The sequence below is a fragment of the Desulfosarcina ovata subsp. ovata genome, assembly GCF_009689005.1.
In the GTDB taxonomy this organism is placed as follows: Bacteria; Desulfobacterota; Desulfobacteria; order Desulfobacterales; family Desulfosarcinaceae; genus Desulfosarcina; species Desulfosarcina ovata.
This window is the reverse complement of the sequence record NZ_AP021879.1, coordinates 3,210,500-3,227,640: the sequence shown is the minus strand read 5'-3', so window position 1 is coordinate 3,227,640 and position 17,141 is coordinate 3,210,500. Positions and strand designations below refer to the sequence as shown.

The following is a 17,141-nucleotide window of genomic DNA, read 5'->3' as shown; positions in this document are numbered from 1 at the left end:
CTAATGTGTTTATTCCTTGAAACTTGCCTTTCCCTTTCACCTAATTTATGACCCAATAGCACCTCAAAAGTCTGGAACTTCACCATGAAATATTCAATTGCGATAACATTTATTTTGATCATAGCAGGATACGCATTTTATCCTACTGTACCGGTCCATGCAGAACAGATTAATTCGCATACACGCAAGAACACCAAGTACCGAATGATCCGAACGAAGCACAGAGCCATGCGCGGGTTTACCAACAATGGTAGGATCCTGTATCAGTATGTTACCGATGCGGATGTGTCGGATCGCGATTCAAGCTGTATCGGAGAGGTCCGGATCAAAGCGGGGAAAAATATTGAGCGTTTTGCTAATGGAAACGTCAATATCGGTGCAAAAAGCAGGATCCGGCGGATTAACATCGGAGTTGACCTTAAAAAGATTTATCGTTTCGATGATCATGTAAAGATTGGTACGATTAAAGCCGGTAGTTCAGAATCCAGGCTCCAATCAATAGAAAGCAATGTGAATCTCCAGGCGCCTGTGAAGGTCCACTGATCGAAAATAAAATGATCGAAAAATAAGGTTTAGAGTCATGAAACCAAAAATCAAGATGGGAATTTTTTTAATTCTGACGCTGTTGCTGAGTGGTTGTAGCCTGACCCCTCGCTTGACTCAGGAGGAAAAGAATCAATTTCTGCGGCCACCGGCACCGTACACCAAAGCGACGGCATATAGCGATGCCTTGGGACATCTGGGGACCATGCTCGAAGCCTACAATCATCCCAGTGAAATATACGTAATCCAGGGTCGTCATGTAATCAACAAAACCGCCTGTAAAAACTTGCCCCTGGATATCACTGATATGATGAAGACCGCGGTGAACAAAGTTGGCGGCAATGTGAGATATACCAAATTCGATCCCGATTATATGATTGGCGAGGTGCAGACCGGCAATCCCAACCTTCAGCGCAAGCTTCCAATAGTCGTCCTCGAGGGGGCAATCACCGAGTGTGACGAAAATTTGGATAGCCAAGGTTTCGGTGTGGATGCTGACGTAATGTTTGGCGGCGGAAGCACTGAGACGGATGTTGGTGCCGGTGCTGACAAAGAGGTGGGGCGTTCCCGCATAGCTCTCGATCTTCATTTAATGGATTATGCCACCCAGACATTGATTCCACGAAAACAGACAACGATGGCCGTGGATGTCTGGAGTTTGGATAAATCATACAATTTTGGATTTCAGGTCAACGGAAGCGGATTGGGCCTTGATGGTCGACGCAAAATTACTCAGGGAAAACACGACGCCGTAACCCATCTTTGTCACTTTTTTCCGGAAAATTGCTGAAGAACCGCGTTTTTTACTACATATGAAATTATTTTATTAATAATTACAATATGTTGAAATTTTGCCGGCCAAAGTAGTGCCATAAAATTCACCGAAGTATTGACAATCGGTGTTTTTTCTGTAATTCAAGATGGCATGTATATCCGACGAACAACAATTAAGAGCAAAAAAGATGGCGAAACATATTTCACTCATCGCCTTGTTGAATCAGTTAGAGTTGGAAATAAGGTGAAGCAGCGCACTATTATAAATCTCGGTAAAAATTTTCCTTTTCCACGAGAACAATGGCCAGATATTGCTTGTCGTGTTGAGGGAATTATTAATGGTCAATCAAGTTTGTTTAAATTGCCGGAAAAAATTGAGCAAGCCGCACAGCATTATGCTGCACAAATCATACAAACCCGGTCGAGTCAAAACAACAATACAGACAAAAACGATAGTATAGATGCCCCCGATTACCGTTTGATTGATATCGATAGTCTTGAACTTATAAGACCGCGTAGCGTTAGTATTGAACATGTATCACATGAAACATTTCTCAAATTACAATTGGATAAAATATTTGAAGGTCTTGGATATAATAATCATCAAATAGCAGCTGCAATCGGAAGTATAGTTGGTCGAATGGCGGTTCCCGGCAGTGAGTTATCAACGCATTACTGGCTGCAAAATCGAAGCGGTTTAGGCGAATTAATCGGCTATGACTATGAAAGTATGTCGCTAAAACGAATCTATGAAATATCTGACCGTATTTACAAAGACAAAGAAGCGATTGAAAGGCATTTATACAACCGAGAACGTTTTTTGTTTGGTTTTGAAGAAATAATTACACTTTATGATTTGACAAACACATTTTTTGAGGGAAGCTGTAAGTATAATGAACTTGGCAAGCATGGAAAATCAAAAGAAAAACGCTCAGACTGTCCCTTGGTAACTTTGGCTTTAGTTTTGGACAGTAGCGGCTTTCCAAGAAGAAGTAAAATATTTTCCGGAAACGTTAGTGAGCCATCAACACTGGAAGAAATGATTTCAAGCTTGAATAAACCATCAGAAAGTTCATTAGAAGACGATAAGCAGATGAGTGTTTTTGATAAAAAGAAACCAGTTGTCGTAATGGATGCCGGGATAGCAACAAACGATAATGTACAATGGTTGCAGGCGAATCATTACCGATACCTTGTTGTCAGCAGGAAAAGATATAGAGAATTTGATCATGATAAAGCTGTTGAAGTAAAAAGAGATAAGGATTACATTGTTAAAGCGTACAAAAAATATGTCAAGGAAACAGAAGAGACTGAAATTTATTGTCATTCAAGTGAGCGAGAAAAAAAGGATCAGAGCATTCAAAATCGATTTTCAGAAAGATTTGAAGCAGACTTAAAATCATTGAACGATGGTTTAAATCAAAAAGGTCGGCTAAAGATTTATGAGAAGGTTGTTGAAAAAGTAGGACGGCTGAAACAAAAATATACCAAAGCTGCTAAAAATTATGAGATTACCATCCATAAAGATAAAGGATCAAAGAAGGCGACAAAGATTACCTGGAAGATAAAAAAAAATTCTGACTCTTCAGATTCAAATCCAGGCGTTTATTGTTTGAGAACAAACTTGAACGATCTGGATGAAACTATTCTTTGGCGTACATATACGATGTTGACTGATCTTGAAGCTGTATTTCGAAGTTTAAAATCGGAGTTGGGTTTACGGCCGGTGTTTCATCAAATAACGAGGAGAGTAAAAGGACATCTCTTTATCACATTATTAGCTTATCACCACGTTCATACAATCAGGTTTAGACTTAAAGAAAATGGGATTCATACAAGTTGGTCCGATTTGAGAAAAGAATTAGACGGCCAAAATCGAACAACAGCAGTAATGAGAAGTAAAAATGGCGAGACAATACATGTTAGAAAAAGCACAAAAGCAGAGTCTCGTCAACTAAAAATTTATGATGCACTGGGTGTGCCTCATAGTCCAGGAAAAGTGGTAAAATATGAGGTATAAAAAATAAGTAGTGCCATAAACGCCTTAGCGTATGACTCAACTATTAGAAATTACAGTAAATATTAAATTCAAGCGGAAAAGATGGGGTAAGGATTCTGGTTGAATTAAGCACGCTCCAGCTATTGGGACGGCTATTTGAAGTCCCTTACTGGCGCTGCATTCCGGGTGCCGAACCTGACCCCGTCGTGATCAAAATGGTCAGAAAAGATTTTGAGAATGTTTCCAGCGAGACTCAAATTTCAACCATCCAGGCATTGCTCAAACGACATGGATACCAACTGACTGTGACTGGTAAAATCGACCGAGAAACTCTTGATGCGATTCACCGGTATGCAAATGATATAGATGAGTATATTGATCGAAGAATAGGGCCGGATCTATACTGCCATCTGTTTTTGAATATGCCCCTGGCAACAGAATCGGTAAAAAAATCTGTGCCCCCTGATAGTATGTCAAAAAAGGAATCCACAGAATTTCAGTCGGATTCCTTGCCAATCGAATTGCATGCGGCCCTGATCTATAGTCCTCGTTGGTCCCCACAGCCCCTTCGCTTGAAATCAGGCGGCCGAATGATGTCCGGCGACCGCTACAAGTTCCTTATTATGCCCGAACAAGACTGTTTTTTATATATATTCCAATCTGATGCAGCAAACCAACTCTCCATGCTGTTTCCGATGGAAAGTTTTGGGGACGTACAGGTAAATAATCTTAATCCGGTCAAGGGACAATCCGCCTTCGCACTGCCTGGACCGGAAAGTAGTTTTATTCTTGATAAACAAAAGGGTATTGAGCGAATTTACGTCATTGCCGCGCCCAAAGCTGACACCAAATTGGAGGAACTCGGGCGGCAGCTTAACAAAGCTAATCATGAGACAGCCCGCAACGGGATCGGTGCCGAGTTAATGGAATATTTGGGTGCGAAGGAGTTGACCCGGGCAACTTTGCCGGGTGCAACGTTCACCATGGATGGCAACGGTGGGAGCGAGGTTAAAATTGATGCCGACAAATTTCAAACATCCAAGAAGCGGGTCTATCTGCTGGAATTCGAACATCGTTAAACTCCGATTTTAGGCAATATATTTGCCAACCGGTAGCTGATAACACCAAAACTAAAGTAATGATATGGAGGTTACCATGTATATGCTACGATTGTTCATATCTTGCCTTCTGTTAGCTTTCCTTCCCCTTGTTGCCCAGGCTGCGGAGTCTCTATCTGTTGATGAATTTACCGAAGCGTTGTCACCCCCTAAATCTGTAGCGTCTTCTGAAACTAACGAACCGGTCGAAAAGAAGCCAAGATTTAAATTCCGCGGAATAGGTGGTATCCAGGAGATTCCCTCTAAACCAAGTGTTACAATGCATTTGACGTTTGCCTTGGACAGCGCCAAGTTGAGTGAACGATCCAAAGCCGTGTTGACCAACTTGGGGCAGGCACTGGAGAAAAAGGCCCTGCGCGGATATTTATACCAATTGGAAGGCCATACCTGCGATTTGGGAACGGAGGAGCACAACATGGATCTTTCTCAAAGGCGGGCATTGGCTGTGCGAAACTATCTGGCAGACAATTTCGAGCTTGATTCCAAGCAATTTGAAGTAGCCTGGTTTGGTGAAACCCAACCATTGGGCCCCAATACCGACGAAACCGCACGGCACCAAAATCGGCGAGTAGTGATCAAAAACACCTTGAAAGCATTTGACCTGTCTATTGACGGTAATCAACCGGTTGTGATGCAAGTTAAGTGTTTGCGCGGGCAGGTTGAGGAAGTTGTTTCCGATGGCGAAACATTAGCCGCTGATGATCGCTATGCCGTGGAGTTTAAAACCACAGATCAAATGTATGTATATTTGTATCAGGTAGATACCATCGGGAAACAGCAACCACTTTTTCCGAACGCCAAATTCTCCGATAGTAACAATCCCGTTCCGCCGGATTCTTACAGGCGGCTGCCGTCGCCAGGGCAATGGTTTTTTCTGGACGATAAGTCTGGTAAAGAACAAATAATCCTTTTCGCAGCAAAAAAAACAATTGATGACCCGAATGCTTATTGTGCTGAACTAGTTTCCGATGAAGCGATGATGCCTCTAATGGCTGAAAATTCAAAAGGCACCTTTAAAACGAGAGGATTAGGTGGAATTGTCCATGAAACAATAGAAACCAAAAATGAACAAGACATTCGAAGTTCAAAGTTAGCAGAATCTAAGGCTGAATCAAGTGAAAATAATAATGTTTATATGGTGCGCCTTTTTTTCATCCATCGCTAATTAAAGCAGTAACCTTAAAAGAATAGTTTTCTTTAATGTCCAGTGTTAAAGAATGACCTTTAATTTGCATAAAAATTGTTATGAGAAAAATTATTTTTGACTCATTTGTGGTCCGCATAATTTTAATTTTCTTGCTTATACCATTTCTTGGTTGTCATAAAGCCATCAGTGTAAAAGATGCCCAAGTATTAACGCTGAAGTTTCATGGTGAAACATTAGAACCGCCACCGAGAAGACTTGGGACCAAGATCGAACAAATCGTGGAATATTACCAAAAAAATATTATATCACTATATGCGCCACCTGAATACACCTTGTCAGAATTTGATGAATTAGTAGACTTTTATAAAGGCTCAAACAAAGGGTATTTCTATCTGCAGGAAGATGCTCGAAGGTGCTATTTTTTAGGTTATATGGACCAAGCTATTCTTTATTCAAAAGCCAGCATAGGAGTAGCCCCCGGTCACTCTTCTCGAACAATTGCAGAACTACAATTTGATCAAGCTATGATTCTTGCTGAATCAGGAGATTTTATCGGAGCTAAACATGCGCTTGCCCGTGCTCGAAACAACTATTATGGATCGTTTGGCTCAAATAAATTAAAATGGCAATTAAAATCTTCTTATCTTTCCAGTCTATCATCGGCCTCAATTAAATTTGCAGAAGGAGATATGAAAGGTGCTGAAACATACTTCTATAAAGCGTTAGATTGTTTAACACAAATTCGACAACTTAGATCATCCATTCGATATTCAGGACAAAGCTATCTTTTGGCTCATGTCAAGATCGGCATAGCAAGTTCTTTGCTGTGGCAGGGAAAACTTATAGAAGCAGAGTCTTGGGCTCGAACAAGTTTAGAACACTCTGGTCACTATTACATGTTGCCGAGAATACTTATTACTTTAAGCCAAATTTTTTATGAGCAGGGACGTTTTGAAGACAGCAAAAAAATTGCCAATACTGTTATCAACATGTTTACCATGAATGATCTACCCAACCAATACTCTTCAGCCCCTGGATCCCTTGTATTAGCCTCATCACGCGAAGCATTATCCCGGGTCTTTATAGCGCAGGAAGACTATGCACAAGCCTTAGCACAGTATGACCTTATCCAAAAGGAAATGGCTGCCGATCCGAAAACCTATGAGCAGCTGTTTGAAGGTAGGGTTGATCGAGGAATGGCACTATTTTTCAATGGTTACATACAAGAAGCCCAGGATCAATTTTTATTAGCGTATGAAAAGGCCAAATTGCAATTTGGCAAAAACGATTATACCGTTTCAGAAGCCCAAGCTTTGTATGCATTAACTCTTTCAGCCAAAGGAAACGATGTAGAGGCCCTAAAAATTTTAGATCAATTTATGATGGATTTTATATCCCGCTACCGGGAACAATTAGGGGCCACCATAGGATACTATACCCGAAAAATTAGACTAGATCGGATTCTGGAAGGGTACGTAGAGCTATTATTTAGGACCGGTGATACCTTATCTGCAATTAAAGCGTTTGAGGCGGTCGATGCCATCCAGTGTCATTCAGTCGATCAGGCCTTGTCGCGAAGCGCTAATCGTTTTGCAATTGGGGATCCTGAATTGGTAGCCATCATCCGGCAAAAACAAGATTTGGAGATGAACATAACGGCTAACAAAAACCGGATTGCTGCATCAATGGGGATAGATGATATCAAGCACCGTGACAAGGTCATTAAAGAGCTTAAAACCAAGGGAGATGAATTAAGAGACGCTTTACATGTTTTGAACAAAGAAATTGCCTATCGATATCCGCAATATAATAAATTGACCTCACCGGGATCTGTTTCCTTAACGGATATCAAAAAAAAGCTTAAAAAAGACGAGGCGATTCTATCAATTTTCACAGGGCAGAAATCTACTTATGTCTGGGCATTTGGAAAAACTGGGGAAGTCGCCTTTGCCAGCATTCCCATTAGTTCTGAAGTTCTGGGGCGTGAGATTAGCCGGTTACGCAAATCGTTAACGCCTAACGATATTCGTACCGTTGAGGATATACCGACATTTGACACAGAATTGTCTTACAAACTTTACAGAAAACTATTGGCTCCCGTTAAACAGGGCTGGGAAAATTCACGTGTAATTATGGTAGCTGCTAATGCACCGATGGATCGCCTGCCCATTTCTCTTTTAATTTCGAAACCTGTCGGTTCAATTCAGCACAAATCCGATATTTGGTTTTCCGAATACAAAACCATTCCCTGGTTGGCCCGTACCCATGCCGTTTCGCAACTACCGTCAGTAGAGTCCATTCTTTATCTCAGAAATCGGAAATCCTCCAGCCAACCTGCTAACACATTCGCCGGGTTTGGTGATCCTTGGTTTTCACCTGATTCTGTTGAGGTGGATGATGGAGAAGTTGCCATCGCACAAAGGGGCCTGCATTTACGAGCGACGCCAGTTGCCAAGGGAGACAATCTTTCGTCATTCAGGCATTCAATGCTGCCCCGCCTTCCTGAAACTGCGGATGAAGTCAGGCAAATCGCTTTGGCCGTTGGTGCCGATCCCACCACTGACGTTTTCCTCGGGCTTGAAGCCACTGAAGCCCGTATTAAGAATATGGATCTAATGAATAAAAGAATAATCGTATTTGCGACTCATGGGCTAATGCCCGGCGACATTGACGGTTTAGGCCAGCCGGCATTGGCCTTAAGTCATCCATCATTGTTACATAACAAGGACGATGATGGCCTACTGACGATGGGTGAGATCATGTGGCTCAAGTTAAATGCCGACTGGGTTGTACTATCCGCATGCAATACCGCAGCTCCAAAGGGCAAAGGCAAGGAAATGCTCTCCGGGCTAGGGCAAGCTTTTTTCTATGCTGGTGCAAAATCTTTGCTTGCTACGAGCTGGCCAGTCGAAACCAACAGTGCAAAGGCTCTTACTACTGGACTTTTCAAATATATAGACCGAACTCCGAATATTTCCAAAGCAGAGGCACTTCGTCTGTCGCGTATCGCACTTATCGATGGCCCTGGCCAAGGGAAGTGTAGTTATGCCCACCCTATCTTTTGGGCACCGTTTATTCTTGCCGGTGATGGAGGGCTTTGAAAATTATTATCAGACAACTAAAAACCAAGTTTGGTTCCACCTGACCACTACAACCTATTTTTCGTTATGCAGGTTTATAAAGATTGCCATATATAGCCCCTCTGCTATTCCGCTTCTATCCGATAAAGATGTTAGGCCTTGTAGCCTTCGACCAAAGAAAACATGCGCTTATCCTGAAGCTGTTTTATTTTTGTAAATCCGGCTGCCGCGAGTCCGGCTTCGATTTCTCGGAATGTATACTCCTAAACTGACAGCAGGCACTTTTTTGGTTGTAAAGTGAACTCTGAGGAAGTTATGGACAATCCAATAAACGTTCAACACGCGTTGAAGACCGGTTTCTGATTTTGCATATATATTACGTTATTGTAATTTCTGAAGATATATATTACAGATATGTGATGGAATAATGCTGAACAATTGTGATCGAATACCAATAACTATATGAAATATTATCGTTATGTAATTTTGGCACAATGAATGCTTGAATGCGTAGTCAGCGTCGGAGGTTGCTCCTCCTCCAAATCATCCCCCTGGGGTAAGACCTCTTGGGGAGAGGTCTTGCCCACTTTATTTTGCTGAATGTGCCGCCTGCCACCTCCGGTATCCCTCATGGGCGCTGGCGTGCTGCTTTGTTGGAGGAAGTCCTTAAGGATCAGATCAAAAAATACGAAAACCACAAAATTAAAGGCGGTAGCAAATGCCAACTCAAATCTGCCCCCTTTGTGGGAAAAAAGCGAAATACGATAACCCGCCTGGTAATTCCGAAAAGTACAAATGTTTTTTGTGCCCGGTCGGCGGTAGTTTCGTCATCTCACTGATGGCAGAGGACCATCTCGCAAAATTTCCCATAATAGACAGAACGTATTATTCTGATAAAGCTAAGGACGCCAAAAAAGGAAAGGTCTTGATCATCCAATTTTGTGATGATGGACTTGAAGCACCGCTGATCCAGAGGTACGATGAGAAAGCAGAATGGTTTAGGCTCGGGGATGAAATTAATTGAACGTAATTGCGCCGGGCTTGTGTTCGTCTTCAAGACGCATCAAGGGTTGCATACCGGGAGTATGTGGCCGTTGATGCAACGCGGAAGACGGGCGCAAGAACAAGCAATTTCGTTTAATTAGGCGATTGGCGGATAAGAATATACCAGGATGCGCAGGATTTTTCATTCGTATTCAAGGCGGGCTTTTTTACGCATAGTGGGGCTATGTGTGGAAAAGCCCAACGCAGAAGACGGATGAAAAGACAAGCAGGCGGGTATATTCTTTGACAGAAATCGCCTTAATAAAATTCCCGATCCTTAGATAATCCATTTTGCGGGAGCACCTTTCCCTGGCATCACACAATCCCGCATGGGGTCGGAGTTAAACGCGGTCTATACTCCGTTGTGCTCCGACCCATTTTTTACCTGGCCCAGTCGTCAAGCGGATTTCATCGATCCCCACGCAAAACAGCCACCACCCGCCACTGCCAAAACTGCCAAAAGGTTTTGTCACCGGAAGCAAAACCCCCGCGCGCGTGGGGATGTGACGCGGCTTTATAGTTTTCGCCAATTCCGGCAAAAATCGGTGTTTCCACCGGGTTTATGATGATCACAGCAATTGTAATTATGCGGTTCAGGTTTGTACCAGCATGGCAATTCGATCAGTTCTTCGAAAAATTTAGTTCAGGTTATGATCAAAAAGTGCAACAAAACTGTAAGCAATTAGCCAGCCGATGAATAGTCAGCGATTCTTAGAAAAACAGCGGGAAAACAATGCTATTTTAAATGGATTGCTGTGAGGAAAAACGAGAGGCGTATGGGGAAGATGAAACAGTACGGGGCGCGGTGGGCTTGTCTGTCGATGGCGGCTGCAATACTGGCCGCTGCCACGTCGTGGGCCGCTGAAACACCCCCAGAGGCCGATTTTGTCCGGCGGCTGTCCGTCCTGGCGGGTCCCCGGGATGCCATCCTGGTCGCCGCGCCGGATGGCCGGATCATCGCCGCGGTCCATGAAGACCGTCCCCTGGTGCCGGCCTCGATTCTCAAGTTGCTGACGACCTTGACGGCCCTTGAGAAATTGGGTCCCGACTACCGTTTCAGGACCGAATTTTATCTGGATTCGCACAATAACCTGAAAATCAAGGGATACGGCGATCCCCTGTTGGTTTCCGAAACGATTGGAAAGATTGCCCGGCATCTGGCGACCCTCGTTCCAGCCGTCCATGACCTGGTTTTGGACGACGCCTTCTTTGCCAAATCGATCTACATCCCCGGACGCGGTACGTCCACGCAGCCTTACGATGCGCCCAACGGCGCCCTGTGTGTCAATTTCAATACGGTTGCCTTCAGAAAGGAAAACGGCGTCTGGGTCAGCGATGAGCGCCAGACCCCCTTGTTGCCATCGGTGATTCCCAAAATCGCCACCTCGGGTATCATCCGGGGCCGCATTACCCTGGCCGCCGACCGATCCGAAGCCCTGCACTATGCCGGAGGGCTTTTTCGTTATTTCCTCAATCAGGCCGGCGTGCGGGTTACCGGTACCGTCAGACCCGGCCGGGTCGATCCGGAATCGGATGTGTTGATGTGGTTGCACCGGTCCGACGCGACGCTGGATAAAGTGGTGAGCGAGCTCTTGAGGTTTTCCAACAATTTCATCGCCAATCAAATCCTTCTGGTCATGGGCGCGGAGATGGTGGGGCCGCCGGCAACCGTGGACAAGGGCCTGCAGGTGTTGAGAGGTTTTTACCGCGTTGATTTGGGAATTGAAACCGGGCGTGTCGTCGAGGCTTCGGGAATTTCCCGCGAAAACCGCGTTACCGCCCGGGCCATGCTGAAAATACTGCAGAACTATGAACCCTATCACGATTTGATACCCCGGAAAGGACGGCAGTTTTATAAAACCGGGCACTTGAAAGGGGTCCGGACACGGGCGGGCTTCTTGTCGGGCACCGACGGCGAACTGTACCGCTTCGTTGTCATGTGCAACACGCCGGGGAAAAACACGAACGCTGTTATGACGGCCATTGAACGACACTTTGAGCAGTAACCACTCATACCCGTGTTGGAAAGCGTCTCAATATGCTCGCCTAAGTTACATATGCTTACCCTGGTCGCCATCAGCGAAAGGATTGACAAAATAACATAACTCGAATATCTCATGTTTCTGGTTTGCTGCGGTCGGAGGAATGACACTCTGGACGTGGCCGCCGAATTTTTCATACGGTAATGTATTCAGGTGCGATACGCTTAATAGGGAACTCCGTTAAAATCGGAGGCGGATCTGCCGCTGTAATCCTGCCCGCTAACACCGGGAACGTCTTCAAGCATGAGGCCACTGTTTCAGGCTACTGAAATGGGAAGGCGCTTAAAGACGGGGGAAAGCCAGAAGACCTGCCAGAATGCATTGAGGGTGTTTAGGTGCCATAGGAAAGCCATAGCAGGACGAGGAACGTCCTACGAGCAGGCTAAACGCACTCTTCTACCGGCCATTGCTTCAGGAATTAAGTATGCCGGCAAATCAATATGTCCCTTCCATTGTGACATGGTTTCCACATGGGAACCATGATCATGTCAAGGCAGCCTGCCTCCGATACTTTTTCCCGAATCGCATTGGCATCTATTCTACATCAATCAACGTAACAAGGAGGAGATGTAAAATGAGAAAAAGTTTCATGGTTTGTTTGTTGGCAATGTTTCTGATGGCCTCAATGTCCATCCAAGCCCTGGCCTCCGGCGGCGGTCAACTGACCGAATCCAAAACCGCCATTATCCTGGCCAGTTTCGGTACCACCGTACCCGAGGCGGTGAGCGCCATCACCAATATTCAGGCAAAGGTCAAAAAAGCGTTTCCCGGCGTTCCGGTGAAGGTTACCTTTACGTCCAACATCATCCGCTCGGTATGGAAAGAGCGGCAGGCCGACGCAAAGACGTGGCTTGGCAAGGGCATCCCCGAGGAAATTCTCTACGTCAGGAACATTATCGCCACCTTTGGTGACCTGCGGGAAGAGGGGTACACGGACATCATCGTGCAGCCCACGCATATGTTCTTCATGGAACAGTCCCATGATCTGACGTCCTACGTCAATGCCATGCGCTCCATTCGCACAATGAAGCAAAAGTGGATGCCTTTTCACAAAATCGCCATGGGCCGCCCGGCATTGGGTACCGTGGGGCCGCAATACGACTATCATGAAGATGTGGAGAAAGCCATCAAGACCCTGGCCGACGATTTTGCCATGGCCAAGAAGAACAAGGCCACCCTGGTGTACATGGGCCACGGCAACGAGCACTGGTCAACGGGCATTTATAGCGAAACCGCCAAGGCCATGCGCGAGATGTATCCCGCCGTGAAAACGATCATCGGCTCCGTGGAAGGCTATCCGTCGATAGATGATGTGCTTAAATGTCTCTCCCGCACCAAGGGCGACAAGGTCATACTCAAGCCATTCATGATCGTGGCAGGAGATCATGCGACCAACGACATGGCCAGTGAAGAAGACGATTCCTGGAAAACCTTGATCGAGGAACAGGGATTGAAAGTCATGCCGGTTTTGAAAGGCCTGGGTTCCAATGACGCCTTTGCCGGAATTTTTGTCGAACATATCCGGGATGCCGCCAAGGATGCGGGCATTGCGCTGAAGTAAGCGCAAGCGCCTGTTCTGCAGAAATAAAAACGGCTCGATAGTCTGGCGGGAAGGGGTGCCCGCGCGATACTTTCGAGCCGTTTTGTTTGTCTATCACTGGCCACCGTAGCGCATAGCGGCAGTTGCGCGCAACTGCCTGAAACTCAAGTTCCTGCAACGTCAATTAAAATAGTGTCGGCGCCAGCCATTCCATTCCTCCCAGCAAAATCAGGGTTAAAAAGAGACAACCGGACCCGATCCGGTCCGTCCGGGAAAAAGAGAATTGATGAATACAATAGAACTTCCCTTTGAATCCCCGGCACAGCATGGACTGGTAGACCCGATCCGCCCTTGCCAGGGCGCGGACCAGCAGCATGCCGAACAGATAGGCATAGGTTTTATAGGTATTTATATTGGATTTGAGGGTGATGCGGGCCGCCAGGAGCAGACCTTCCCGGGTGCATGCCACCGGTCCCAGAAAAAACGCGATGGTTCCCTCGAAGGTAATGGGCAGCACCAGAAAAAGCACGATGTTGAAAATGTTAACAACGGTCAGCCGCCTGGCGACTTCCATCCGGGGAAGCCGGGATATCCACACCAGAATGACGGACATGGCCAGTCCGCTGACCAGGGTGGGAAACTTCAGGGACAGCGCCAAAAGGAATGAAAACAGCGTAGCAAAAACAATCCGCAACCGTGGATCGAGCCGGTGGAGCAGAGAGACTCCCTGAGCAAAGGATTCACTCAACATCGGCGTCTTTACCCGTGATTCAGGCTTTTTTTCGCCGATAATTGAAATAGGTCCCAATGCCCACCAGAACGAAGATATAACCAATGCCGCCGGCGATATCCTTAACGTTTGACCCGGTATTCTCTTTTACCGACAGTTTGCGGATAATGCGACGCAGCTTATTATCCAGGGACTTTTCCACGATCGCCTGAATTTCCTGTGCGCTAAGACCCGAAACCATTTGCGAATCAGCAGGTGCGGTTTTAGCCGCTTCGGTTGACGGTAACGCCGTCGGGGCGTCGCGTATCCTTTGCCGGGAAGGCGGCTGCCACCTCCTCCAGGGGGATAACGACCTTTTTGAGAAATCCAATACAGAATGCAGTGATAATGCCCTCGATGATCATTACGGGAAGGTGGGCGGTCACCACCAGGGCGGCGACTTCAAAAAAGCTCTCTTCCGTAAAAAGCAGGGAAAGTGCGACCATAAGTGACGTCAGAAGCACCGAAAGTGCCCCGCAGGCAAAGGCCCCGACAATGGCGAGTCCGGTGTCCTTCTGCACCAGCCGACCGAACAGGTATTAGCACAACACGGCCGGGCCGGCCACATTCAGGGTGTTTACTCCGAGAACGGTAATCCCCCCGAACTGAAAAAGCATGGCTTGCAGGGCCAGCCCCACGAGGATGGCTGCAAAGGCCCCCCATCCAAGCATCAGCCCCACAATACCGCTGAGCAACAGATGGACGCTGGACGGGCCGATGGGAACGTGGATCAGGGAGGCCAAGAAAAAGGTTGCCGACAGAATCCCCGCCTGGGCAACGTGCTCATAGTCCATTTTTTTTAATCCGATGGCAGTGCCTGACACTGTGAGGACGCCGCTGCCGATGAGAACCGGTGCTGAAATAACACCCTCTGATATGTGCATGATGCGTGCTCCTTTTAAATTTGCTTTTGAATTGTCAACTAAAAATAGGGACTCTGATTCGACTGTCCTGACACAAATTGGAATGGCCCTTGACAATTAGAAGTATTTGTACATAATGACTTTCTCATATAAGGTGCGCCACGGCGCTTAAAAGGGAATTCCGTGAGAATCGGAAGCGGACCCGCCGCTGTAATCCCGGCCCCTTTGTCGAGGGAACCTTTACAATACCGGCAGCCTCATATTTGTGCCCGCGAAGGAAGAAGATGGCTATCCACACCGTCGCCTTCAACGGCTCTTTGGACACGATATTGGTCACCGGTGAAACGCCACTGCTCTCGATCGGGGGGTGGGAAGGTTATTGTAAAGGCGGGAGAGCCAGAAGACCTGCCAAAAAAACTGTTTTCGCATAGGGTAAGTGCGAAAAGTAATTAAGAAGCCTAAAACGGGGCTTTTCTATCACATGCCAGATAGAAAGGTCCCGTTTCTTTTTTGCATGGCGGTTACAAGTGGATAAGTTACTGAAGGAGATAAGCATGAAAAAAATAACCGTTATTACCGTTATCGTTCTATCGGTGTTCTTTTTTATTTTGGCCACCCAAAAAAAACAAACGGAAGAAACGGATCGCGATGTTCTAACGATCGCAACGGGTCGGGATGCTACCCGCACCGGCGATTATTCCCCCTACGGCATGTGGGAACCGGCGGCGCTTATCTATGAAACACTGGTGAACCTGGATGCCGCGTGCAACCCGGTACCCTGCCTGGCCGAGTCGTGGACGGTCTCGGAAGACGGAAAGAGCTATGTGTTTTACTTGAGAAAAGGGGTCTCCTTTCACGACGGCACCCCCTTCGATGCCGCGGCGGTCAGGGCAAATGTAGAGAAACTCAAAAGCGGGAACTGGTCGAACGTCGTACGCGTTTTACAAAGCGTGAACGTCATTGACGCGCACACGGTCGAACTGGTCCTCAAACGGCCCCACCCCACCTTGTTTACCTTGCTGGCCAGTTCAACCAACGCCATCGTTGCGCCGGCCAGCATAAAGGCCGGCCCATCAACAGGCCCATCCCCCGCGATGAAGATGCCCAGGCCGAAAGCCGGATCTGAGAACAGCCCGGCCATGGCCATGATGAAGAAGTCCGTTGCGACCGACAAGTCGGCATCTCCTGGTTATGTCGTTGCCTGGCCGGTGGGGACCGGGCCGTATATCTGGGATGGGGAGCGGCATCTGAAAAATCGATGCTTCAGTGTGGTGCGCAACGACGTCTACTGGCAGGGGACGCCGCGATTCAGCCGGATTGACTGGCAGGTTGTTCCGGACGCCGCAGCGCGGGCGATCGCGCTGGAGTCGGGAAAAGTGGACCTTACCGGCGAAACACCCAACAGCACCCTCAGTGCCGAGAACATCAAGTTGTTGAAGAATAATGAGAAGATCAAGGTAACGATGGCCGACAACTGGGGCACACGCCTGATGATTGTGAACCACACCCGGCCGCCTTTTGACGATCCCCAGATCAGAAGTGCCTTGAAGTACGCCATTGATGTCAAGGCGATTCAGAAACTGTTGGGCGATACGGTTACGATCTGTCCCGGCCCCTTGGGCCCCACATCCCCCCTGACCGACCCCTCTTTGAAGCTGTACGACTATGACGTGCAAAAGGCGCGAGCCATTCTGGACGCCAAAAACATCATCGATACAAACGGTGACGGGATTCGGGAATATGGCGGCCGGGAGTTGCATCTGTCCATCCTGTCCGGAAAGGTGCCCACGGTTAGCGTGCTGATGCGGGAATTTTTCCGGGACATCGGCATCGATCTGACGATCGATCAGAAAGAAACGGGCAGTACCTTTCAAATTCTGGCCCAGATGCAGTTCGATATCGCCACCCACAGCAACATTCCCTCTTTCTACCTCAATCTCAGCCAGCAGTTCTCGAACAAGGGCGGACGGTGGTCCCTTCATATCGACGATCCGGCGCTGGAGGACGCGATCCAGAAGTATAATCAGAGCACCGATTGGAATACTTACAAAGCCTGTTCATTTGAAATCCAGCGACGCGTGCATGCCAAACAGATCATTCTTTTTGCCGTCAACGAGCAAAAAGTGGCTGCGTATCGTAAGGATCTCGGTGAGTTCGTGTTTCCGCCCGAAGAGTGGGTGGGGGCGGATCAAAATCTCTGGAACATGAAGAAGATCTGATCC

Annotated in this window: 12 protein-coding genes, 2 pseudogenes and 2 riboswitches; of the genes and pseudogenes, 10 read left to right on the top strand and 4 right to left on the bottom strand. The window is 46.9% G+C overall.

Annotation, left to right across the window (positions count from 1 at the left end; translation table 11 throughout):
* The first annotated feature begins 84 nt into the window (after positions 1 to 84).
* The 6 genes from GN112_RS14260 (at position 85) to GN112_RS14235 (ending at position 8,682) form a co-directional block, all read left to right on the top strand.
* On the top strand, positions 85 to 543 hold the full coding sequence (locus GN112_RS14260) for a hypothetical protein (protein WP_155310833.1): 459 nt from the start codon (positions 85 to 87) through the stop codon (positions 541 to 543).
* A gap of 37 nt (positions 544 to 580) precedes the next feature.
* A complete protein-coding gene (locus GN112_RS14255; protein WP_155310832.1) occupies positions 581 to 1,333 on the top strand; it encodes a hypothetical protein in 753 nt (250 codons plus the stop codon).
* A gap of 99 nt (positions 1,334 to 1,432) precedes the next feature.
* Entirely contained in the window at positions 1,433 to 3,337 is a 1,905-nt protein-coding gene (locus GN112_RS34375; protein WP_155309797.1) for an IS1634 family transposase, read from the top strand.
* A gap of 122 nt (positions 3,338 to 3,459) precedes the next feature.
* Entirely contained in the window at positions 3,460 to 4,395 is a 936-nt protein-coding gene (locus tag GN112_RS14245) for a DUF4384 domain-containing protein (RefSeq protein WP_231717027.1), read from the top strand.
* 76 nt (positions 4,396 to 4,471) lie between these two features.
* Positions 4,472 to 5,599: an OmpA family protein gene (locus tag GN112_RS14240; RefSeq protein ID WP_162458941.1), complete on the top strand. Its 1,128-nt coding sequence runs from the start codon at positions 4,472 to 4,474 to the stop codon at positions 5,597 to 5,599.
* Positions 5,600 to 5,679: 80 nt separating this feature from the next.
* Positions 5,680 to 8,682, top strand: coding sequence for a CHAT domain-containing protein (locus GN112_RS14235; protein WP_155310829.1), 3,003 nt, complete (start codon positions 5,680 to 5,682; stop codon positions 8,680 to 8,682).
* Positions 8,683 to 8,850: 168 nt separating this feature from the next.
* Here the strand turns inward: GN112_RS14235 and GN112_RS34370 are convergent.
* Positions 8,851 to 9,039 (bottom strand): annotated as a pseudogene (locus GN112_RS34370) (hypothetical protein); the annotation flags it as partial.
* Between the two features lie 340 nt (positions 9,040 to 9,379).
* Between GN112_RS34370 and GN112_RS14225 the strand changes: the two are divergent.
* The 3 genes from GN112_RS14225 (at position 9,380) to GN112_RS14215 (ending at position 13,308) form a co-directional block, all read left to right on the top strand.
* Entirely contained in the window at positions 9,380 to 9,685 is a 306-nt protein-coding gene (locus tag GN112_RS14225; protein ID WP_155310828.1) for a hypothetical protein, read from the top strand.
* 796 nt (positions 9,686 to 10,481) lie between these two features.
* The gene (locus GN112_RS14220) at positions 10,482 to 11,711 is read left to right on the top strand and encodes a D-alanyl-D-alanine carboxypeptidase (protein WP_155310827.1); all 1,230 of its coding nucleotides are present in this window, start codon (positions 10,482 to 10,484) and stop codon (positions 11,709 to 11,711) included.
* Positions 11,712 to 11,881: 170 nt separating this feature from the next.
* Positions 11,882 to 12,077: riboswitch (cobalamin riboswitch) on the top strand.
* 244 nt (positions 12,078 to 12,321) lie between these two features.
* Complete coding sequence (locus GN112_RS14215; RefSeq protein ID WP_155310826.1) at positions 12,322 to 13,308, top strand: sirohydrochlorin cobaltochelatase; 987 nt, start codon at positions 12,322 to 12,324, stop codon at positions 13,306 to 13,308.
* Between the two features lie 163 nt (positions 13,309 to 13,471).
* Here the strand turns inward: GN112_RS14215 and GN112_RS14210 are convergent, their stop codons facing one another.
* The 3 genes and pseudogenes from GN112_RS14210 to cbiM form a co-directional block, all read right to left on the bottom strand.
* Positions 13,472 to 14,038, bottom strand: a complete 567-nt coding sequence (locus tag GN112_RS14210; RefSeq protein ID WP_155310825.1) for an energy-coupling factor transporter transmembrane component T family protein — start codon at positions 14,036 to 14,038, stop codon at positions 13,472 to 13,474.
* A gap of 19 nt (positions 14,039 to 14,057) precedes the next feature.
* Positions 14,058 to 14,219: an HI_1622 family ECF transport-associated protein gene (locus GN112_RS14205; protein ID WP_155310824.1), complete on the bottom strand. Its 162-nt coding sequence runs from the start codon at positions 14,217 to 14,219 to the stop codon at positions 14,058 to 14,060.
* A gap of 61 nt (positions 14,220 to 14,280) precedes the next feature.
* Positions 14,281 to 14,940: pseudogene (gene cbiM / locus GN112_RS14200) on the bottom strand (cobalt transporter CbiM).
* Positions 14,941 to 15,054: 114 nt separating this feature from the next.
* Positions 15,055 to 15,346: riboswitch (cobalamin riboswitch) on the top strand.
* A 127-nt stretch (positions 15,347 to 15,473) separates the two neighbouring features.
* On the opposite strand from cbiM, the gene GN112_RS14195 reads away from it, so the two are divergent.
* Positions 15,474 to 17,138, top strand: coding sequence for an ABC transporter substrate-binding protein (locus GN112_RS14195; protein ID WP_155310823.1), 1,665 nt, complete (start codon positions 15,474 to 15,476; stop codon positions 17,136 to 17,138).
* Positions 17,139 to 17,141 lie beyond the last annotated feature (3 nt).